Below are 21231 nucleotides of genomic sequence, written 5' to 3'. Positions count from 1 at the left end.
TCAGTGGAAGCAAGCACATGAAAGTCGTTTTCGTCCTTTTCGACTCCCTTAACAGACATATGCTCGGTCCCTACGGCGGTACGCGCATTCCGACCCCGAATTTTGACCGGCTGGCGAAACGATCCGTCACGTTCGACAGGCATTACGTCGGCAGCTTGCCCTGCATGCCGGCACGGCGCGACATGCTGACCGGGCGTCTCAGTTTCCTGCACCGCAGCTGGGGGCCGATGGAGCCATACGACAATTCCTTTCCGGAACTCCTGGCCAAAGCCGGTGTCTACAGCCATCTCGTCACTGACCATTTCCACTATTGGGAAGACGGAGGGGCAACCTACCATAATCGCTATGACTCCTACGACTTCGTGCGGGGGCAGGAGGGCGATCCATGGAAGGCGATGGTTCAGCCGCATTGGGAGCGCTTGCGCGAAAAGTACCACGAGCGTCAGTTCTCCACGCAGCGGCGAAACTACCAGGCGCAAAACATCAAGAACCGCGAGTTCATCAAGGAAGAGGAAGATTTCCCGTCGGTCCAGGTGTTCAAGGCTGGCATGGAGTTCCTTGAGCAGAACCGTGACGCGGACAACTGGATCGTACAGATCGAGACCTTCGATCCGCACGAGCCTTTTCATGCTCCGGAACGGTTCAAGGATCAATTCAAGACCGATTGGACCGGACCGATCCGCGACTGGCCGCGATATGGTCGAGTTGATGAGCTCCCCGAAGAATGCGAGGAATTGCGCGCAAATTACTATGCGACGGTCGCGCTCTGCGATTCCCTTCTCGGCAAGCTCCTCGACGACTTCGACAAACACGACATATGGAAAGATACCGCCCTTGTCGTGACGACAGACCACGGCTTCCTGCTCGGCGAACACGACTTCTGGGCAAAGAACCGGATGAACATGTATGAGGAAATCGTCCACATACCGCTGTTCATACACGACCCTCGCCGGTCCGATCTGGCGGGGGCACGGTCCGACAACCTGACCCAGACCACGGACCTCGCACCCACTTTCCTCGATTTCTTCGGGGTCGAGGCTCCCGACGAGATGATCGCGCCGTCACTGTTTGCGTCGCTTGAACGTCCAACGCGCGAAGGCGTCATTTTCGGATATTTCGGCGGCGCGGTGAACGTGACCGATGGCAAGCATAGTTATCATCGCTACCCCGCTGACCTGATCCGCCAGGAAATCAACCAGTATACGCTGATGCCGACGCATATCTTCAGCTTCTTCACGCCGGAGGAGCTGTCGAATGCCTCCTTGTCCGCCCCGTTCGAGTTTACCAAGGGCGTGCCGCTCCTGAAGGTCCCGGTTATCGAGCGCACGCCGATGAACCAGCACTATGGTCCCGGCGCGATGATTGAAAACGATACCAGGCTTTATGACCTGGTATCCGACCCCGGACAGGATCACCCGCTGCGCGATGAGAGCGTCGAAGCTGCGATGACCGAACTCATGCTCGGATTGATGAGAGACAACGACGCTCCTCCAGAGGCCTTTACCCGCTTGGAGTTGCAGAGCCCCGAAAAGCAGACGAGCGAGGGCTGACTGTGGGATCCAAAAGAAGTGGAGCGGATGCCGTCCGCTCCTTCGTCGGGGACCTCAGGCAGCTTGCATCGGTGCGACGGATCGTCCTCGACGATGGTCCTGAACGCGGTGTACAGGCGTTGGCCTTCTCGACCGGAGGCGGGCTTGATTTCTGGGTTCTGTGTGATCGGAGTTTCGATATCGGTCCCATGTGGTGGCGAGGAACGCCGGTCGCGTGGCAAAGTCCCGCGGGCTTCGCCAACAGTACGCTCTACAATCCTGACGATGAAGGCGGGACCGGGTTTGAACGGCTATTCTCGGGATTCCTTGTCACCTGCGGGCTGGACAACACGCGGCAGCCGATAGACGGAAAGCCCTTGCACGGCCGTTTGCCGTTCACGCCCGGCCGTCTTGTCGCGCATGGGGAGGACTGGCATGCGTCCGATCCGGTCCTTTTCTGCGAGGGCGAGGTCACCCAGTTCCGATTGAACGGCGAGCGACTTCGCCTGTTTCGCCGGATCGAGGCGCCAATCGGTGGAGCGAGGGTGCGTATCGTAGACCGCGTTCAAAATATCGGCGGCAGAGAGGAAGAGGTCTTCCTTCTCTATCATACCAACTTTGGCTTCCCGGTCGTAGCGCCGGGCGCGACCGTCAGCTGGCAGAATGGCTATCTGCTGGGGCCGATTTCGAATGCGGGCGACCACGCCGAACGATCGATTCAATGTCTCAAGGCTCCGCCGGGCGTCAATCCGTCGGTTCGGTTACGGCGACCGCCAGATGGCCGCTGGGCCGGTCTCGAAGCGACGGTCGATTGGGACCCCGCGACGCTTCCATATCTGCAGGTGTGGACCGACTTCGGGTCCAATAACTGGGTCATCGGCATCGAGCCGGTATCGACGGCGCGCAACGACAACGGGACCAGCGGCGCCGGGACGCGCCTGTCTCCTTCGGAATCGAGGACGTTCCGCGTCGAATACAGTTTCAAAGACTATAACGGCACAAGCGAATAAGGGGAGAAGGCCTGATGGCGTCGGTCAGCATCAAAAACGTCCAGAAATCCTACGGAGCGGCAAAGGTCATCCATGGCGTCGATGTCAGCATCAACGACGGCGAATTCGTCGTTCTCGTCGGCCCCTCCGGATGCGGCAAGTCCACCTTGCTGCGTATGATCGCCGGGCTTGAGACGATCTCGGGTGGCGACATCGCCATCGGGTCGAATGTTGTCAACGACATGCCACCGAAGCAGCGTGATATCGCGATGGTCTTCCAATCCTACGCGCTTTATCCGCACATGACCGTTGCCGAAAACATGGCCTTTTCGCTTCGGCTCAAGGGTGCTTCGCCAGAAGAGAAAACCGAGAAGGTTGGCCGCGCGGCAGCCATTCTCGGTCTCGAGCCGCTGCTGGGACGATATCCCAAGGAATTGTCCGGCGGCCAGCGTCAACGTGTAGCCATGGGGCGGGCGATTGTTCGAAATCCGCAAGTGTTCCTGTTCGACGAACCGCTGTCCAATCTGGATGCAAAGCTTCGGGCACAGATGCGCGCAGAAATCAAACAACTGCACCAGCGCCTTCGCACCACAACCATCTACGTAACGCATGATCAGATCGAAGCGATGACGATGGCGGACAAGATCGTCGTCATGCGCGACGGGAAGGTCGAGCAGATCGGTACGCCGATGGAGCTTTACGAGAAGCCTGCAAACCTCTTCGTCGCGTCCTTCATAGGTTCACCCGGAATGAATTTTCTGAGCGGATCTGTAAAGGCGGATGCGCCGACAAAATTTGAGACTGACTCCGGCAGCAAGATTGAATTGGGACGAGCCTTCGGGGACAGTCTGGTCGGAAAGCCTCTTATCCTGGGAATACGTCCCCAGCGGCTGACCGTGGGGGGCAAGGATGCCGACGGATTGCCGGCGAAGATCTCCGTGGTAGAGCCGACCGGGGCCGAAACCATCCTGCTTGTAAATCATGGCGCCGAAACTCTGACGGTTTCGACTACCGCGCAGTCCAAATACGACGCTGGTGATCTGGTGAAGCTCGCGGTCGATCCGGGCAGTCCCCATCTGTTCGATAAGACAACCGGAAAGCGAATGGTTGGTTTGGACGTTCACGGACAGATTTTCCAGCAGCGACACTAGGTAATATTCGGACGACCACGGAAATCTTTGGCACGCGAGCGCGAATCCGTGCCTCTTGGCGGCGGCTTCCAATACTCGCCACGCGGCATCGACGACGTCGACGCCGGTACCGATACCGTCACCTCTTCCGTTCTGATCGTGGACATATTGGCGTCGATGCGGAGAGGATCGGCCACGGCGAGCGACGGTTCGTATTCTATCAAGGGCATGCCCCCAACCGCTGTCGGCCGATTTTTTGTCCAAGGATCAGACTGGCTGACCGCTGCAGGATTGGCGTACAACCAGTCGGCATGGCAATCGCGTAATTCCCGTTGGAACGGTCTCACCCTTCGTCAGGCTGAGGATAGCAAGGCCGGCACGGTGGCCGATCTCTTTCAATTCCATATCCACCGTCGTCAGAGGCGGTCTCGTCTGTCGGGAGATCACCTCCCAATTATCGAAGCCGACGACCGCGATGTCCCCGGGGACGGCAATATCCTTGTCGCGCAGGGCGTCGATCACGCCGCGTGCGATTTCATCGTTTCCGCAGAATATCGCATCGGGCCTTTTGTCGTGGCGTGAGAATATCTGTTCGATCGCCTCATGGCCCCATTCTTCCGACCAGTCGCCATAAAGGACTTCGGCATTGGAGCCCACGCATTCACGATAGGCTTTTGCACGGACGCGCACGGCGAGGTAATCCTCCGGACCCGTTATATGCAGAATATGCGAGCGGCCCAACGCCTGCAAATGCTCGACGGCAAGGCGGGCGCCCTGAGCATCGTCGGGAAAGAAGCTGATGCGGTCAGCCGGCCCCTCCGCGAAGGCGTAGACAACCGGTATCGACAGCTTTGCAAGCTCTGGCGGCGGCTTCAGATCAAGGCGCGTTGCCGTAAAGATGATGCCGTCCACTTGACGGTCCAGCAGGGTTTCCAAATGCAGGCGCGCCAAGCGCGGGTCATTGTTGGTGGCGCACAGAAAGACCGATAAGCCGTGATCGACAAGCACCTCCGAGACGCCTGCGGCCATCGGGAGGGTCAACCTGCCATAGGTATCGTTCGTCAGCATGCCGATCGCATGGCTGCGTTTGGTCAATAGGCCGCGAGCAAGTGCATTCGGCCTGAAGCCGATCTCTTCGGCTACACGTTTAACGCGTTCTATCGTTTCCGCGTTTGTGCGCCCGGTTCCGTTCAGCGCGTTTGATGCTGTCGAAATGCTGACGCCTGCTGCTCTCGCAAGATCGCGAATTGTCTGTCGACGCATATCTGTCTTGGTCCAAATCACATATGTGAATTTCGCTGATGAAACCTTTTAGCAGAAATAATCCTGATGTTAAAAGGTTTTATCAGATTTCGTCCGAAAACATACATACAGCCTGTCGACACCGAAAAAAATGTCAACTAACGTTTCGGTCACGCCATCTGGAGGCTGTTGGCGAGAAGGAAAAGGGGAACTTCCATGATCAATTTAAAGTTGACGATTTCTGCCATCGCATTGATGGCCAGTGCAACATTTGCCAATGCGACCGACATCACCTTGTGGGTGCGCACTTCCTCTGGCGCTGTGCTCCAGGGGCTGGCCGACAAGTACAACGCAGCTCATTCCGACAAGGTCAACGTAACGCAGATTACCGCCGAGCAGATGGTGCCAAAGCTCGGCGCCGCGATCGCGGGCGGCGCTGCGCCGGATGGCGCGGTGCTCGATCTTATCTATCTGCCGACCTTTGCCGCAGCAGACGGTCTCGAAGACATCACCGATTTCGTCAAGGGATTGCCCTACGCATCGGCTCTTAGCCCCTCGCATATCCGCCTTGCGACCTATGACGGTAAGATCTATGGCGTGCCCGCTCTGCCGGATGCTTCGATCATCGCGTATAACACCGATCTGTTTTCGAAGGCCGGCCTTGATCCGAACAAGGCGCCGGCTTCGCTCCAAGAGATCGCGGAGGATGCAAAGAAGATCACCGCTCTCGGCCACGACACTTACGGATTCTATTTTGTCGCAAATTCCGGCAGCTGGCTGATTTACGATTTTCTGCCGCATCTTTGGGCCGCCGGAGCCGACGTCCTGAGTGAAGATGGTCGCACTGCAACGGTCGACACACCGGCCTTGCGGGACACCATCGCGGCCTATCGTGACATGGCGAAAGCTGGCGCAATCCACCCGACTTCCAGATCGGGTAACGGCAACAATGCCGTCGAAGCCTTCGCTTCCGGTAAGGTCGGCGTTCTTATGACTGGCTCCTATATCGTCAATCTGCTGGCGAGCAAGTATCCGGACGTCAAGTTCAATGTGGCCCCCATTCCCGGGCCGAAAGGCGGGGAATCGAGCTTTGCCGGCGGGGATACGCTTTCGCTGATGAAAGGCATCAGCGACGAGAAGAAAAAGGTGGCGCTCGACTTCGTCAATTTCTACATGCAGCCCGAGCAGCAGGTCTACATCACCCAGGAATCGGGAATGCCCTCGCGTACCGATCTTGCCACAGACGCCTACGCCAAGTTCGACAAGCGCAACCTTGTCGCCTATGACGTGCTGGCCAAGGCACGGACTCCTTATACATTCTCGTCAGACGAGCTTTTCGTCAGCCGCACTGGTCCGTTCCTGAACCTGATCCAGGGGACCATTTTCGGTGAGGATGTCGATGGAACGATCGCCAAAACCCAGACGGACTTTACCCGTATCCTCCAGCGCACCAACCCGAATTAAGCCTCTTGGCTGACCAATGGCGAAGCGTTGCATGGCGCTTCGCCCTCATTTTCTGCTGACCGATCAAGAAAAAGGAGCGGTGCCGTGAGCTCATCGCTGCGTCACGGCAGGAAGACGGCAGTCGTGCATGGCGAGCCCGAGCCGAAAGGCTGGCTTGGCCTTGCCTTCATCTTGCCGAGTCTCCTGTTCATCGTTTTGCTCTTCCTTGTACCGCTCGTCATGACGGTATGGATGAGCTTCTATAACTGGCCGCTTCTCGGCCGGACAAAATTCATCGGACTTGCCAATTATGCCGAGCTTCTTGGCGATGCGCAGCTGTGGCATTCCCTTGGTTTCACCCTGCTTTATACAGTCCTGGTCACTGCCGCGCTTTTCCTCGTTGCCTTTCCGCTTGCTCTGCTGGTCGACCGGCCATTGCGCATCGCCGGCTTCTTCCGCACGGTCTATTTCATGCCCGTCGTCATCGGGTTCGGAGCTGCCTCGACTTTGTGGATGTGGTTGCTCAATCCGGATAGTGGCGTTTTTGCGCAGGTCCTGCGCGCTACAGGTCTGATCGATAGCGCTCCACGACCGCTTGAAAGCTTCTGGCCGGCGCTCGCCGTTATCATTCTGATGGTGGTCTGGAAGACATCCGGTTTTACGATGATCATTCTGCTGACCGGCCTGCAGAGCATTTCGACCGATGTGATCGAAGCGGCAAAAATCGACGGAGCTAATGTCTGTAGTCGTTTCCGCCGCATCACCTTGCCATTGATGCGCAATTCAGTCGTGCTGGCGCTGGTGCTCAATGTGACCTCGTCCATGCTGGCTTTCGATCAGTTTTTCATCATCACACAAGGCGGACCGTCAAACGGCACGATCTCCGCAGTCTTTTCGATCTATCTCGCATCCTTCTCGTCCTATCGCCTCGGCTATGGTTCGGCGATCTCGTTTGCGCTGCTGATCGTTCTCGTTGCAATCAGCACGGTTCAGTTCGTCTTTCTGCGACAACGGCCGGAGGAAGGCTGATGGATCGTCTGAACTACAAACCACAGCCGAAGCCGGCGAGCGAGCAAGTGGGCTACCTTGCCTTTATCCTGGTGGCGCTTGTCTTCGCGCTATTCTTCGTGATGCCGATCGTCTGGTCCTTCGCCAACTCTTTCAAGCCGGCGGCGGAGGCTCTCGCCAATCCTGCTGCCTTGTTCTCAAAGGCGTTTTCGCTGGAGAATTATCGTCGCCTCGAGCATGTCGGTGCCGGGTGGTACATCTATGCCGGTAATTCCGTAATCATTGCAGCGGGCACCGTGTTGCTGACAGTTCTGGTATCGGTTCCGGCAGGATATGGCTTCTCGAAGTTCCGTTTCCCGGGGCAGGGGCTGCTCTTCGTGCTCATCATGGCAACGATGATGATCCCGTTCCAGTCGATCCTGACACCGCTCTTCCTTATCCTGAAGTTGGTTCGGCTGCAGAATAATCTCTTCGGGCTGGTGTTGATCTATGTCACGTTCCAGCTTCCGTTCTCGGTATTCATGATGCGCAATGCCTTCGACGCAGTGCCCAAGGCGCTGATCGAGGCGGCACGTATCGACGGCGCGTCGCAAGCGACCATTCTGCGACGTATCATGCTGCCGATTGCGCTTCCGGGCGTTGCAACCGTCGCCATGTTCGCCTTTCTGAATTCCTGGAACGAATTCCTGGCTGCGCTGATCTTTCTCTCAGACCAGAACAAGTTCACCTTGCCGATCATGCTGGTCAACGTCTCTTCCGGCATCTACGGCATCATCGACTGGGGTGCCCTGCAAGCCGGCATTGCCGTGACCATGGTTCCCTGCATCGTCCTTTTTCTTCTTTTGCAACGCTACTACGTGCGCGGCCTGACTGCCGGCGCCGTGAAATGACTGCGGCTTTGCCGCTTCAAGGAGTTTCAATGCCTTCGTCCCCCTCCGATCAGTCCAATCCAGCACCGGATATGCGCCGCTATGTCCCCGTCGATCATTCCCGCGTCAGTTTCGATAGGGGCTTTTGGAAAAGCTGGACGCAAACGGTGCGCGACGTCACCATTCCGACCCAGCACAAGCGGCTCGAAGAGGAAGGCTTTCTGGAAGTCCTCGAGTTCGACAAGCAGGCTGGGCCGCTCGTCCGCCCCATCCAGCCGAGCGGGCTCTCTATGCAGCACTTCTTCGATTCCGATTTCGGAAAATGGATCGAAGCTGCCAGCTACACCCTCAAGGCGCACCCGAATCCAGACATCGAATCTAAGATCGACGCTATTGTCGAAAAGCTCGAACGCGGCCAGATGGCAGACGGCTATCTGAACAGCTGGTTCATTCGCCGCGAACCGGACAAGCGCTGGACGAACCTTCGCGACTTGCATGAAATGTATTCGATGGGACATCTCCTGGAAGGAGCCGTCGCCTATTTTGAAGCAACGGGCAAGCGCCGCTTTCTCGACGTGATGATCCGCGCGGTCGACCATATCATCAATACGTTCGGGCATGAGCCCGGCAAACTGCGAGGCTATGACGCGCATGAAGAGATCGAGCTGGCGCTCATAAAACTTTACCGCATCACCAAGGACCCCCGGCATCTCGCGCTTGCCACCTATTTCGTGGACGAAAGAGGGCAGATGCCGTCCTACTATGATGGGGAGGCGATCAAGCGTGGCGAGCGCCCTGAAGACTATGTCTACAAGACCTATGCATACAGCCAGGCGCATATGCCGGTGCGCGAGCAGCAGCAAGTTGTCGGCCATGCCGTCCGCGCGATGTATCTTTTTTCCGCATTGGCGGACCTTGCATATGAAAATAACGATCCGAGCCTGAAAGCTGCCTGCGACAGGCTTTTCGACAATCTGACGAGCAGGCAGCTCTATGTGACAGGGGGGCTTGGTCCATCGGCTTCCAACGAGGGATTCACCCGGGAGTTCGATCTGCCGAATGAAACAGCCTATGCCGAAACCTGTGCTGCGGTCGCTCTCGGCTTCTGGAGCCATCGCATGGCTCAAACCGACCTTGATGGCAAGTTCACCGACAAGCTCGAAACGGTTCTGTTCAACGGCGCCTTGTCGGGTATCGCGCGTGACGGTGAGCACTATTTCTACGAAAACGTGCTCGAAAGCCATGGCCAGCATCGTCGTTGGAAATGGCACTATTGCCCATGCTGCCCGACAAATATCGCCCGCTTCATTACATCGCTCGGACAATATTTTTATTCGACCAAGCCGGGCGAACTTGCAGTGCATCTCTATGGTGCGAACGTGGCGGAGCTTGCCCTCGGCGACCGTCTGCTGCGGCTCCGTCAGGACACAAACTACCCATGGGATGGCGACATCAGGCTGCAAGTGTCGATCGATCAGCCGAGCCGTTTCACCATGCGCTTGAGAATTCCGGCGTGGTGCCGCAAGGCCTCAGTGTCGGTCAATGGCGAGGCGATTGCTTTGGACGGCTGCACGGTCAAGGGGTATGCGGCGCTCGATCGGGAATGGCGCAATGGCGACGAGGTGCGCATTGCTCTCTCGATGCCGATTGATCGCCTTTACGCCCATCCCGCGGTTTCGGAGGACGGCGGTCGCGTTGCCTTGCGGCGCGGGCCGATCGTCTACTGTGTCGAGCAAGCCGATATAGGCTGCGAGCCGCAGCGTCTCCGCCTCCCGCCCTCCACGGAGCTGGTTGCGCGTTACGATGCCGGGCTACTCGGAGGCGCAATCATCCTGGAGGGTACCGCGCTGGAGGCGGATACCGCGGATTGGGCGCAAGCTCTTTACAGGATGTCACCCCCTACGTTGAGGGCGAGGTCATTCCGGGCAATCCCCTACCATCTTTGGGCGAATCGCGACGCCGGTGCGATGGCGATCTGGCTACAGGAAGCATAGGAGCAGGTCATGGCACGATTGGAGCTGAAGAATCTCGTCAAGTCTTACGGCATCTACGAAGCTGTACGCGGCATCGATCTGGAAATCGAAGACAACGAGTTCGTTGTCTTCGTCGGTCCATCCGGGTGTGGCAAGTCGACAACCCTGCGCATGATCGCCGGTCTGGAGCATATTACGGCCGGCGAGATCGTCATTGGCGATCAGGTCGTAAACCGGCTTGGCCCTGGCAAGCGCGACATCGCCATGGTGTTCCAAAACTACGCGCTCTATCCGCATATGACGGTCAGGGAAAATATTTCCTTCTGCCTGGAACAGCAGAAGCTGGCCAAAGGTGAGATTGATGCTCGCATCGCGCGGGCCGCCGAAACACTGCATATTCGCGAACTGCTGGACCGCCGACCGGGTCAACTTTCCGGCGGGCAGCGCCAGCGCGTGGCCATGGGTCGCGCCATCGTGCGCAATCCCAAGGTCTTTCTCTTCGACGAGCCGCTCTCCAACCTCGACGCGAAACTGCGCGTTCAGATGCGCACGGAAATCAAACGGCTGCATCAGCTATTGCCCACGACGACAGTCTATGTCACGCACGATCAGGTGGAAGCCATGACAATGGCCGACCGCGTCGTCGTGATGAACGGCGGCGTGATCGAGCAGGCGGGACCGCCGCAGGAACTTTATCATCGCCCCGTCAGTCAGTTCGTTGCCGGTTTCATCGGTTCGCCTTCGATGAATTTCCTTTCGGCGCAATTGGCTTCGAGCCGTGAGGGACTTGCCGTCGTCCTGGATGACGGCACCTCGCTTGCCGTTCCTGATGCGCGCGCCAACGAATATGCGCGCCATGCCGGAAAATCGGTCATTTTCGGCGTCCGACCGGAATCGATCAGCGATCGTCAGCAGCGACCGGGTTTCGCAGACGTTGAGGCGAGGATCGACCTGGTGGAGCCCCTTGGTCCGGAAACCATGGTATATTTTTCCATCGGTGACGCGAACCTGTGCGCCTGCATCGATCCGGAAAGTGGACCTAAACCTCAGACGACGATGCCGCTGTCGTTCAATATGAACCAGATGCATTTGTTCGACGTGGAGACGGGAGCGGCTCTCTCGATTGCACGTAGTTTCCGGCCCGCCTGAGAATGTTTTGAGCGTGGATGAGACTTGACCGAGGCCGCACTGATCGGGCGCGTATCACTGTGCAGGAAGTCATGCCCGCGGACGCCAATTGCGTGTCAGCGCGACGGTCAGCCCTTAATCCAAGACACGGACATCGCGAGGGGACATGTCGTGCTGGTTGCCGATACCGGGATAGCAAGCTCAGCTGAACCAAGAGGACGGACACCGCCAAAGTCCGGATGGCCGGAGCTTCGATTTTCGTATGCGCCGATGCTCCAATATCCATTTTTCAAGGTATTCATTCACAAGCACGATAATCCGTTTATGTGCGCCGGCTCACTCGCTTGGGTAGTGGTGATAACCTCTCAAATATGAGATTGTAGAGCCACATAAAAAGCGAACAGGGGTTGTGAGGGTCCAATGCCGAAGTTCACGTTTGTGCCACCAGCAGAGTACAGGATCCTCGTTACCAGCGATTCTGTTGCGATTGCCTCGCCGGAAGCTGAACAGAAGGGAAAAACTGATCCCAATGACCAGATTTTTCCTCCAGGCGAACCTGTTGATATAACGATACCGGATGACTTCGATTTTTCGGCCCTTCCGGACGAACAGGATCCCCCGTGGTTCACAGCCATTAGGTCGCCAGGCCCGGTAATCAGCGTCTACCCGAACGTTGAAGCGCTGATAGACGACGCAAAACATTCGGCCGTACGAAATTCGGTTGGATTGGAGCTCAACGGCAAGCTGGACCTTTGGCCTCTGGCGGAGGCGTTCCATAACGACCTAAAAGAACGCGGTCTCACCGTCCATTTGATTCGCGGACCTGATCATGACAGGTACTGAGCGGCCTGCAGAGGGCGAGGAACGCAAACCTGTCGCCAGTCACGCCGAAATCCGCTCGAACATTCGAGACACGGCTAAGTGGCTGATTATTAGTCTCGGCGCCATTGTAACATTTGCTATTGGCAGTAGTACGCTTACACAACTCGGATCGCTGGAGGGCGCCCGCGAGTGGGTCGCCCTGATATTTCTCGGCCTTGCCTTACTCGCCTGTGTAGCACCCCTATTGGTGGGGATCGACGCCATGACAATGCGTGTATATTCACGCGAAGAAGTGTTTTCCAAACCTAAATTCAAAAATGCGCGGCAGCGAGTGGAAAAACTGCTCTTAAAAGAGTACAAAACGCGCGCATATCAGACTTTTGCTAGCTTGGACGAAGCGTACACCAGCACCCGCGCGACAGGGGCAGCAAATAGCGACGTCGTGCGCAAAAAAATGGAATTTGCAGCTGATCATGCCGTTACACAATTTTGCATATTGAGATTTGATCGCCTACTTTTTCTACTAAAGATCTGCCTCCCGCTTTTCATGGTTTTTATCGTAGTCTTCCTTATGGCGGCAAACCCGCCGAAGGCGGAGGCTAGGAAAGCGATTACGCCAGTGCAAGCTTTTGTGTCGGGTTGGAATGCATCAGACGACGCCACCTTGGAGGCCGCTGGCATGAAGAAGGACTGCATAGTCTCTGGAACGCCAACCTTCTATATGATGACCGACGGTCTTAGGCCCGAAGTCTTGGCAATCCCGTTCGATATGAAGAACCCGTTGTGCAAAATGGTTCGTGTCAGCATGGACCGCAACAAGCACCTAATCGGTTTTGAATGAACGCTGGCGGTCACCGCGATTTTGCGACCGCTGCCGCCGATCTCGCCGATCGACATGTTGAGGTCCAGCTTGCCGGTGGCGTCGTCGATGTAGACGAGCAGGGCGCATTTGGGGCCGCGGCTCTCGAACCAGCGATGATGCGACCTAGATCAGTTCACCGAAACAATCGCGCGGCCGCGCGATGGAATGCCGCTGCTGCACCCTAGTCCGATTCGTCAATCTTGTGCAGTTGGCCTCACTACGATGCTCCCGATCTCGACATCGCTTGGTTGTTCAATGGCGAAGGCGATCGCGCGAGCGATTGCGCTGGGCGAAATGGCCAGTTCGTCCTTTCGTTTCTGAATTGACGCCTTTACGTCCGGATCGGTGATGGACGCATCGGCGAAATTCGTGTTGATAAAGCCCGGCGAAATCTCTGTGACACGCAGGTTGGGGCCTGATTCCTGTCGTAGCGCCTCGGTAGCAGTCCGCAGTGCATTTTTAGTCGCCGCATAGACGCCCATCGTCGGCAGAATCTTGATACCCGCGGTCGAGAGGACGTTGACGATGTGCCCGCCATCCTGACGGCCGAATACCGGCAGTGCCGCGGCGATCCCGTAAAGCGCGCCCTTGAGGTTCACGTCGATCATGGCGTCCCAGTCTTCGACGCGAAGAGCGTCGAACCGGGAGATCGGCCCTATGCCTGCATTGTTGATGATGACGTCGAGCCGCCCGAAGCGCTCGCAAGCCAGCCCGACCAGCGCGTCCAAATCCGCGCGGTTGGTCACGTCTGTCGTCCGGTATATGGCTTCGCCACCCGCCGCCTTGATCTCGTCTGCGACCGTTTCGATCTCTGCTTCGCTTCGCGCCCCGAGGACGAGCCGCGCACCGCCCGCAGCAAGATGAAGGGCGCTCGCCCGGCCGATGCCACGTCCCGCGCCCGTGATCGCTACAATCTTGTTCTCTATGGTCATGAAGAAGGCTCCTTATTATGTGTGCGAAGTGGAACCTAGGCATCCGCCCTCGGATGATCTATGCGTATATCACCATGTTTTTAGCGCGATCCGCCGAAACCGCCCCTGATCCATTCTCCGAGGTCGTTGCGACACTCGGCGCGCGAAGCGTTCGCGGGACCGGCCTTGAAGCGTCAGGCGATTGGGCGCTGACATTCGACGGACGGACACGGTTGAAATTCGTTGCCGTGACTCGCGGCCGATGCTGGCTTTTGCTTCCGGGCCATCCGCCGGAGGCCCTTGCGGAAGGCGATGTCATCCTCATCAGCAATACAAGCTACACTGTGGCCAGCGACCCAGCGGTCCGCCCTGTCGACGGCATGCCGTTCTACGCGACGCCCGGACAGGACGTACTGCGCATCGGTGCAGGAGACCAGGTGGTCATGATGGGCGGCGGCAGCGGTTTTGCCGATAGCGGCGCAGCATTCGTCCTGGAAGCCCTCCCGACATTCCTTCGTGTCAATCGGGACTCGCCCACCGCCGAAGCCGTGACAAGGACATTGGAAGCTTTGCGGACGGAGGTCAGCAACCCGAGCGTCGGCGGTTGGCTCGTCGCTGAAAGACTGGCGGAAATCCTTGTCATTGCGGCGGTGCGCGCTTATGTGGCCACCCGTCCGAGCGGTGCCGTTGGCTGGATCACGGCTCTGGCCGATCCTCGGATCGGCAAATCGCTCAGACTGTTGCATGGTGATGTCGCGCGACGCTGGACCGTACCCATGCTGGCGGCGGAGGTCGGCATGTCACGCTCGTCGTTCACCGAGCGATTTGTGACGCTCGTCGGCTATCCGCCTCTCGGCTATCTCATCCGGTGGCGCATGGTTCTGGCGCAGCGAAAGCTGGCAGCGGGTGGAGCTGTGGCCACCGTCGCCGCCGACGTCGGCTACAACTCCCAGAGCGCCTTTGCCCATGCCTTCAAGCGCACGATGGGGCGGACACCACGTTCCCGGGATGATTGACCGCTCGATCCGATGGTTCGGAAGATGGCCTATCTTGCCTACCGAGCCTGAAAGTCGTCTGATGTGTCGGATCTGAAAATGGAATCTACAGTCGGGTTCATCGACCAGCTCCAGCCTCGAGGGGCGAGCACCAGCAAAGGGTTCGCTCGCCTTCCTCGTGGTAATTTTGTTCGACCCGCGACACCAAAATCAGATGAACCCGTAGGATACGTCGACCTCGCAATCCAATAAGTAGCCCACGCCCCGCACGGTCCTAATAAGCGATGGTTTCGACGCGTCTCTTTCGAGCTTTCGCCGCAGCCGCAAGACCACGACGTCGATACTCCGGTCAAACACCTCTTCGGTGTCGGTTCGGGTCGCGGCAAGCAGTTCCTCCCGTGATAACGTTTCCCCAGGTGCTTCCAGAAACGCCACAAGCATATTGAATTCTGTCGCGGTGAGTTTCGTTTCAATGCCGTTGCTAGCTGTCAACAAGTGCGTTCGATGCACGAGCGTCCATCCCGAGAAGGAGTAAATCCTGAGTTCCCCATGTTCGCCGTCGACCGATCGGTCGCGCAGCAAGGTGCGGATCCTTGCGATCAGTTCCAACGTTCCGAACGGCTTCTCCATGAAATCGGAGGCGCCAAGCTCCAATCCGAGAATCTTATCGGCCTCATCAAGCCGGTCGCCGCTGACAATCATAATCGGCAGGTCGGAGCCGGTCGCCAGTTCGCGAACGATATCCATCCCATCCTGATGCCCGAGGTTGAGATCGACGATGACGAGATCGACGACGTTGTCGGTGATCGCGACCTTCATCGTCGCGCCGTCGATAACCGACGTTGCCTTGAAGCCGTTCTGGCTGAGGCAATCGACCAGATATTGCCGCAGAGTTTCGTCGTCATCGACAATGAGGATGTGTTTCATACTAGAAACTCCTTTTCCGAGCCAGCACTTCGTCTTCAGGAAAAATTTGCACGCTTCTCATGACCAAACCTTCAGGGTGATCAGGAGAGGGAGCTGCCAGGGTCACTTGTTGCGACCCGCAGCGGTTGTTCAGTCATGGGCCGTCTCTGAAACCGGACCGCCTCTGAGGGGCGATTGTGACTTGTCCTGCCGATTATCAGGCTCGATTTTATCGGCTATGGCATGAGCCAGCCGCATCGAGCTGACCGGCTTGCGCAGTATTGAAAATTGCGTGAGTATTTTTGGATCGACACCGGGCTTGACGGGATCCACCATCAAAAGGATCGGAAGAGGATCAAGCTCGCGGGTGATTCGGGCGAGATCAGGAACGGTTTCCCAAATGTCGAGGTCGACGATGGCCAGATCTGCGACGCGTTTGCCGTTGTCCAGCCACCGCAACAGGCTTTCGTAACATGAAAATCCGACCGGCTCATATCCGAGCGCTGCGATCTTTTCTTCATGCATCGACCTGGCGGTCGTATCGTCTTCGGCGAGGAGGACCGTCTCCCCGTGGCCAATCGGAACCGATCGTTCGTTGAAGATTTGCGTCAATGGGATCGCGGCCTGCGGTGAGCCCGGGAAATAGAGCTGGAAACATGTTCCTTTATCGACATCGGTTGCGACATGAATTCGCCCCGACATCCCCGTGACGAGCCCGTAGACAGCAGCCAGCCCAAGCCCGGTGCCACCCTGCCGCTCCTTTGTTGTGAAAAAGGGCTCGAAAATGTGGGGGAGGACGCTCTCGGCGATACCGCTGCCATTATCTGATATCGCCAGAAGGACATACCGGCCCGGCAAAAGATCTCCATGTGATAGCTCCGCTCTTACCCGCCGTTCAATCTCCTTAACCGTTACCCGAATCTTGGCGGTCTCCCTCGAAGCCTGCGTAGCATTGGTTACGAGGTTCGTGATGATTTGCTGGATCTCGAGTGGACTCCCAAGAACAGCCGGCAGGTTTGCCGCAATCTCGATCTTAAACTCTGCCTCTTTCGGCAGGGAGGCCTGGATCAGGGGCAATATATCGCGGACCGCTTCCCCAAGGTCGAACGGTTTGCAGCTGCGTTCGCGCTTGCGTCCGAAGGTCAGGATCTGATCGATGATATGTTTGGCTCGATTTGCGCTGGATACGATCTGTTCCACATAGTGTCTACCCTGAACCGGGATGCGTCTCAGTTGCAGGGCCATCTCGCCGTAACCGAGGATCGCGCCGAGCGTATTGTTGAATTCATGCGCGATACCGCCGGCAAGCGTGCCCACCGCTTCCAGGCGTTGAGCATGCTCAAGCCGCACCTCCAGAACCTCTTTCTCCTTGCGATCTGTCAATTCTCGCAGGCTGCGCGCGAGGGTAAGCGCTGCTTGCCCGTAGAGGCGGATGTCGTGACTACTTGGTTTCGCCCTGAGCTCGTTGTGGCTCAGAAAGAGGAGGCCAAGAAGGTCGTCGTTGATGCTGCAGATGACGACGCAACCCGCGCTGAGGGGTTTCGACGGAAAACTCCCGCCATCTGACTGTTGCAGGTTCCAATAATGGAAGCCATGAGGGTGATGTTCGTCTTCCGGATCGCTTCCATAATGACCGAGAAGTTTCGCATAGCATTCGGCGACGCCTTGCACGAGATTGTCCTCAGCGTTGCCGAAGGTCCGCTCAACCGCTCCGCTCCTTGGGTCGACCGTGGCGAATGCAAAGTCGCTTGCATCAAAGAACGCCGACAACAGGTCCATTATTCCGGACAGGGCCGTTTCAAGACTCTCGGTTTTATTGCCAAGTTGCGCGCGAATCTCTGCTACGACATTCTCAAACTCCAGCTGTCGCGTTAATCGCAAGGTTTGCGCTTGCAACCGATAGATCAGGACAGCGATATATCCGCACAACAGGAGGGATATCGAACCGAGGAGCACTCTGCTCCGGGCCAGTTGCACTCTGGCGAGGTCGAATGCATGGAGATAGTCATCCTGCAGGATTTCCGCTTTTCGTGACGTGTCGGACGCCAGGATTTTTTCAATCGTTGCATCGACGCCCGGCAGTGTCGAAAGAATTATCTTGGCATGGGCTACAAACGACTGGACCTCGCTCGTCGCGCCTGCAGGAGTGCGTAGCAGAGCATCGAGTTGCAACAGGAGGAGACGTTGAAGCTGGTCATCGGGCTGCCGGATAAAACGCATCAGGAGCAGCCCGAAATCGCTTGACCCGACGGCCTGCTGCGTTTTTTGATAGTTGTTAGCATGCATGGCAGTCAGCATTTGGACAGCGATCGACAGCGAATTTTGCAGGAGAGCATTGTTGGTCTTGAGCTGATCGATCAGAGCCTCATCCTCGTCAATACAAGATGATACCTGGGAAAGTTCCTTTTCCAGACGGCCAGGATTCGTAAGGCCTGCCTGTCCGATCAGCCCCGACAATCTGGATGCTGAAAGTCGAAGCTGCACGACGGAATCGACAAGCGGATCGTAGTTCAGCAGCAGCCCAGCTCGGGCCTGCAAAGCGTCGCGCTGCAGTGAGGCATGATTGATGTCGATCGACCTCAAAGCCGTCAGAATCGCTTCATGAACTTCACGGGGGGGTACTCGTCCGCTCGCCAACAATGCAAACGAGACCGCGCCGACGATCAACAGAGCGACCCGCCAGAGTTCAATCGTGCTTCTGCGCGTCGGCCGTTTGAAGCTTTTTTCCATGATACTCGCCCGTAAAGGCCTTCAAGAAGGCGACCAGAGATCGGATTTCGGTCTGCGAGAGGGGGCGGCCGAGCTGCACCTTTCCCATGACATCGACCGCTTCCTCCAAGGTCTTTGCCCGGCCATCGTGGAAGTAGGGTGCTGTTACCGCAACGTTTCGCAGGCTCGGAACGCGAAAGACCCCTTTGTCATCGGCGTTGCCCGTTAAGGCGAAACGGCCGACATCGCCATCAGCGCTATTCCCAGGTGGGGGCTCGGTGTAAATTCCGAAGCTCTGAAACATGTTGCCGCCGAGGTTCGAACCCTGATGGCACGACGCGCACCCGTAATTTCTGAAAAGCTGCATCCCGGCAGTCGCGTCGGCCGATAGGGCACTCGGATCACCCATGAGATACCGGTCGAAATCGGAGTTTGGTGTTGTTAATGACCGTTGGTAGGTCGCAAGTGCGTCCAGCGTTGCGGAACGATCAGGGTTTCGATGATAGGCCTGTTCGAACAGGCTCCGATATACGTCGCTATTTCTCAGGCGTTCTATGAGTGTTGGCCAGTCGGCATTCATGATGTTTTTGTCGAGCAGCACGCTCTCGTTTTGCTCCTCGAGCGACGTGAAACCTCCTTGCCAGCCAAAGCGATAATTATTGCCGACATTGAAGATTGTCGGTGCATTGAAGCGGTGCTGACGCCCGCAGTAGCCGATAGTGCGCGGCATATTGATCGTGCCGCCGGCCTGGAGATCGTGGCAGCTGGTACAAGCCAACATGGCTTTGCTCGACAAGATTGGATCCGCAAAGAGCTTGCTGCCGAGATCGGCTTTCATTTCATCAAGGATAGGTGGCTGCGGAAGGGGGGCGAAAGGTTGACGCGTTCCTGGTGAGAAACCGTCGGCGGCCAATGCTTGCAGGCCGCTCGCCGCGATCACAAAAGCGAATGCCGGTCGGACCAGCCTCGAAAGGAATGCGATGAGGGGGTGCAAAAAGCGAGTCATCGTCCGCGGCGCTGCTCCTCGACGATCACATGGGCGTTGAACAGATAGCCGGCGCCCCGTTCGGTCAGGATCAACTTGGGGTTTGATGCATCGGCCTCGAGTTTTCGGCGAAGCCGCAGGATCAGGACGTCAATGCTTCTGTCGAAAATTTCCTCTCCGTGGACGCGGCTTGCCGCCAGCAGCTGTTCGCGTGACAGTACCTGCTTTGGGGTTTCGAGAAACGCGACGAGCAAATTGAACTCGGCTGCGGTAAGTCGGATGTCCGCATCCGAATCGGACACGACCTGCCGCTTCTTCAGGTTCAGCGTCCAACCGGAAAAAACGTAGATCTTCTTCTCGCGCTTATTCGCGCCAGCCGGTCGGGGCCGCAACACCGCCCGCACCCTTGCAAGGAGCTCACGCAGTCCAAACGGCTTGGTGATGTAGTCCGATGCACCGAACTCCAGTCCGACGACTTTATCGGTCTCTTCGTGTCGATCGCCGCTGATAATGATGATGGGCACGTCCGATTTCGCCGACAGCGTCCTGACGATTTCCAAACCATCCTCCTGTCCGAGGTTGAGGTCGACGATGACCAGATCTACGGGTTCGGTCGCAAAGACCTGATGGAGTTGATGGCTGCTTTTTGTTCCGGTAACGCGGAAGGCATGCCGTGAGAGGTAGTCGATCAGCAGGGCGCGCAGTTTGTTGTCGTCATCGACCACGACGATATGTTTCACGTTCGAACTCCACGTCGGCACAAGGCCAGTAGCCTCTCGCACAGCAATTCGGCCCGGATCAACGATTGGCCATGCTCAGGCGGCGGGGCGTTGCGCGAACGGGCTATTCGTACGGTTGGTGCCTTATTTCCCAGCAAGGTTTCGTCAGAATTTCAAATTCGTAGTCTGTGCTACAACTGAAATCGATTCGATTACCTCAGCCACGCTGTCGCCGATCGCGCTCGTGGTGCTGTTCGCGTCAGTCACATCGAGCGGCAGCACTTTCAGTCGTTCCGACTGCACTGCGAAGATACCTGGATTAGGACGCCGCATGGTGGCAAACACGCTCCATCCGCGATCGGGAAAGAGCTCGGCGATGGCCATGCCATAGCCAGACGACGTTCCGGTGATGAGGATTGTTTTGCTCATTGAATTCTCCGCGTTCGTGGAAGCGGAGAATAGACACAGAGATAGGGTGGTCTATCATCAACCATCCGCAGTTCATTACCAGTCGTTCAATATGGATCCCTTCAGCGACGTTATCGCCTTGCTACGCCCCCATGCAATGTTCTCGAAACCGACAGCCGGGCGTGGAAAATGGGGCGTGCGCTATTCGGCCGGGAATGTCACGTTGTTTCATCATTGATCGAACAGGGTGTGACACCTGCAAAGGCAGGCACGCGCGCCGGTTTGATGCGGCGCGACAAAGAGGTTTCTGATCGTCGAAAGAATTGACACAAAGCGTTGCGCGCTGCCGGCAGATCCGCGCTGGGAATGAATGGCAAAGCCATTACCAGCGCCGTCAGCGCGATTTCCCACGGCTTGATGCGCTTGAAGTTCTTCAACATCGTCATGGTTCGATCCTTACGCGGCACCGCTGGCGTCGGCCTTCGGCAGGTTCTCGATAATGGCGCGCCAGCTACGGCGCTCGTCGAAGCCTTCCTTCCGCTTGCCGAAGAACTGGATGATCATCTCGCCTTTGGCATCGTAGGCCTCGAGCGAGGTCACATG

Annotated in this window: 20 protein-coding genes and 1 pseudogene; 11 read left to right on the top strand and 10 right to left on the bottom strand. The window is 57.3% G+C overall.

Annotated features, from left to right (window positions below; translation table 11 throughout):
* The first annotated feature begins 17 nt into the window (after positions 1-17).
* The 3 genes from PY649_RS32140 to PY649_RS32130 are packed head-to-tail and all read left to right on the top strand — an operon-like array spanning position 18 to position 3669.
* The gene (locus PY649_RS32140) at positions 18-1550 is read left to right on the top strand and encodes a sulfatase (protein WP_285872962.1); all 1533 of its coding nucleotides are present in this window, start codon (positions 18-20) and stop codon (positions 1548-1550) included.
* Between the two features lie 2 nt (positions 1551-1552).
* Complete coding sequence (locus PY649_RS32135; protein WP_285872960.1) at positions 1553-2539, top strand: DUF4432 family protein; 987 nt, start codon at positions 1553-1555, stop codon at positions 2537-2539.
* Positions 2540-2553: 14 nt separating this feature from the next.
* Positions 2554-3669: an ABC transporter ATP-binding protein gene (locus tag PY649_RS32130; RefSeq protein WP_285872959.1), complete on the top strand. Its 1116-nt coding sequence runs from the start codon at positions 2554-2556 to the stop codon at positions 3667-3669.
* Here PY649_RS32130 and PY649_RS35085 read toward each other — a convergent pair.
* On the bottom strand, positions 3666-3878 hold the full coding sequence (locus tag PY649_RS35085) for a hypothetical protein (RefSeq protein WP_349644459.1): 213 nt from the start codon (positions 3876-3878) through the stop codon (positions 3666-3668). The two genes, PY649_RS32130 and PY649_RS35085, sit on opposite strands and share 4 nt — an antisense overlap.
* A 37-nt stretch (positions 3879-3915) precedes the next feature.
* Entirely contained in the window at positions 3916-4911 is a 996-nt protein-coding gene (locus PY649_RS32120; RefSeq protein WP_285872958.1) for a LacI family DNA-binding transcriptional regulator, read from the bottom strand.
* A 195-nt stretch (positions 4912-5106) separates the two neighbouring features.
* On the opposite strand from PY649_RS32120, the gene PY649_RS32115 reads away from it, so the two are divergent.
* The 7 genes from PY649_RS32115 (at position 5107) to PY649_RS32085 (ending at position 12974) form a co-directional block, all read left to right on the top strand.
* Complete coding sequence (locus PY649_RS32115; protein WP_285872957.1) at positions 5107-6354, top strand: ABC transporter substrate-binding protein; 1248 nt, start codon at positions 5107-5109, stop codon at positions 6352-6354.
* Positions 6355-6438: 84 nt separating this feature from the next.
* Positions 6439-7362 (top strand): carbohydrate ABC transporter permease, encoded by a 924-nt coding sequence (locus PY649_RS32110; protein WP_285872956.1) that lies wholly within the window; start codon positions 6439-6441, stop codon positions 7360-7362.
* A complete protein-coding gene (locus PY649_RS32105) occupies positions 7362-8231 on the top strand; it encodes a carbohydrate ABC transporter permease (RefSeq protein WP_285872955.1) in 870 nt (289 codons plus the stop codon). The genes PY649_RS32110 and PY649_RS32105 overlap by 1 nt, the downstream gene beginning before the upstream one ends.
* A 29-nt stretch (positions 8232-8260) precedes the next feature.
* A complete protein-coding gene (locus tag PY649_RS32100) occupies positions 8261-10204 on the top strand; it encodes a glycoside hydrolase family 127 protein (protein ID WP_285872954.1) in 1944 nt (647 codons plus the stop codon).
* A gap of 9 nt (positions 10205-10213) precedes the next feature.
* On the top strand, positions 10214-11332 hold the full coding sequence (locus PY649_RS32095; RefSeq protein ID WP_285872953.1) for an ABC transporter ATP-binding protein: 1119 nt from the start codon (positions 10214-10216) through the stop codon (positions 11330-11332).
* 399 nt (positions 11333-11731) lie between these two features.
* Complete coding sequence (locus tag PY649_RS32090) at positions 11732-12154, top strand: hypothetical protein (RefSeq protein ID WP_285872951.1); 423 nt, start codon at positions 11732-11734, stop codon at positions 12152-12154.
* A complete protein-coding gene (locus PY649_RS32085; RefSeq protein ID WP_285872950.1) occupies positions 12141-12974 on the top strand; it encodes a hypothetical protein in 834 nt (277 codons plus the stop codon). Before PY649_RS32090 ends, PY649_RS32085 begins: the two co-directional genes overlap by 14 nt.
* A gap of 215 nt (positions 12975-13189) precedes the next feature.
* On the opposite strand, the gene PY649_RS32080 is transcribed toward PY649_RS32085, so the two are convergent.
* Positions 13190-13927 (bottom strand): SDR family oxidoreductase, encoded by a 738-nt coding sequence (locus PY649_RS32080; RefSeq protein WP_285872949.1) that lies wholly within the window; start codon positions 13925-13927, stop codon positions 13190-13192.
* A gap of 53 nt (positions 13928-13980) precedes the next feature.
* Between PY649_RS32080 and PY649_RS32075 the strand changes: the two genes are divergently transcribed.
* Positions 13981-14922, top strand: coding sequence for an AraC family transcriptional regulator (locus PY649_RS32075; RefSeq protein ID WP_285872948.1), 942 nt, complete (start codon positions 13981-13983; stop codon positions 14920-14922).
* 189 nt (positions 14923-15111) lie between these two features.
* On the opposite strand, the gene PY649_RS32070 is transcribed toward PY649_RS32075, so the two are convergent.
* The 7 genes and pseudogenes from PY649_RS32070 to PY649_RS32035 all read right to left on the bottom strand — a co-directional run.
* Positions 15112-15828 carry a winged helix-turn-helix domain-containing protein gene (locus tag PY649_RS32070; RefSeq protein WP_285872947.1) on the bottom strand — a complete coding sequence of 239 codons (717 nt, stop codon included), beginning with the start codon at positions 15826-15828 and terminating at the stop codon, positions 15112-15114.
* A 129-nt stretch (positions 15829-15957) separates the two neighbouring features.
* A complete protein-coding gene (locus tag PY649_RS32065; protein ID WP_285872945.1) occupies positions 15958-18537 on the bottom strand; it encodes a two-component system VirA-like sensor kinase in 2580 nt (859 codons plus the stop codon).
* Positions 18494-19522 carry a cytochrome-c peroxidase gene (locus PY649_RS32060; protein WP_285872944.1) on the bottom strand — a complete coding sequence of 343 codons (1029 nt, stop codon included), beginning with the start codon at positions 19520-19522 and terminating at the stop codon, positions 18494-18496. The genes PY649_RS32065 and PY649_RS32060 overlap by 44 nt, the downstream gene beginning before the upstream one ends.
* The gene (locus tag PY649_RS32055) at positions 19519-20241 is read right to left on the bottom strand and encodes a response regulator (protein ID WP_285872943.1); all 723 of its coding nucleotides are present in this window, start codon (positions 20239-20241) and stop codon (positions 19519-19521) included. Before PY649_RS32055 ends, PY649_RS32060 begins: the two co-directional genes overlap by 4 nt.
* Before the next feature lie 144 nt (positions 20242-20385).
* Positions 20386-20649: an SDR family NAD(P)-dependent oxidoreductase gene (locus tag PY649_RS32050; protein ID WP_285872942.1), complete on the bottom strand. Its 264-nt coding sequence runs from the start codon at positions 20647-20649 to the stop codon at positions 20386-20388.
* A gap of 197 nt (positions 20650-20846) precedes the next feature.
* Positions 20847-21074: a hypothetical protein gene (locus PY649_RS32040; RefSeq protein ID WP_285872974.1), complete on the bottom strand. Its 228-nt coding sequence runs from the start codon at positions 21072-21074 to the stop codon at positions 20847-20849.
* A gap of 10 nt (positions 21075-21084) precedes the next feature.
* Positions 21085-21231 (bottom strand): annotated as a pseudogene (locus tag PY649_RS32035) (hemin-degrading factor); the annotation flags it as partial.

This window comes from Rhizobium mayense (assembly GCF_030272705.1).
Taxonomy (GTDB): domain Bacteria; phylum Pseudomonadota; class Alphaproteobacteria; order Rhizobiales; family Rhizobiaceae; genus Rhizobium; species Rhizobium mayense.
The sequence above is the reverse complement of the archived record's forward strand: the minus strand, read 5'-3'. Positions and strand labels throughout refer to the sequence as shown.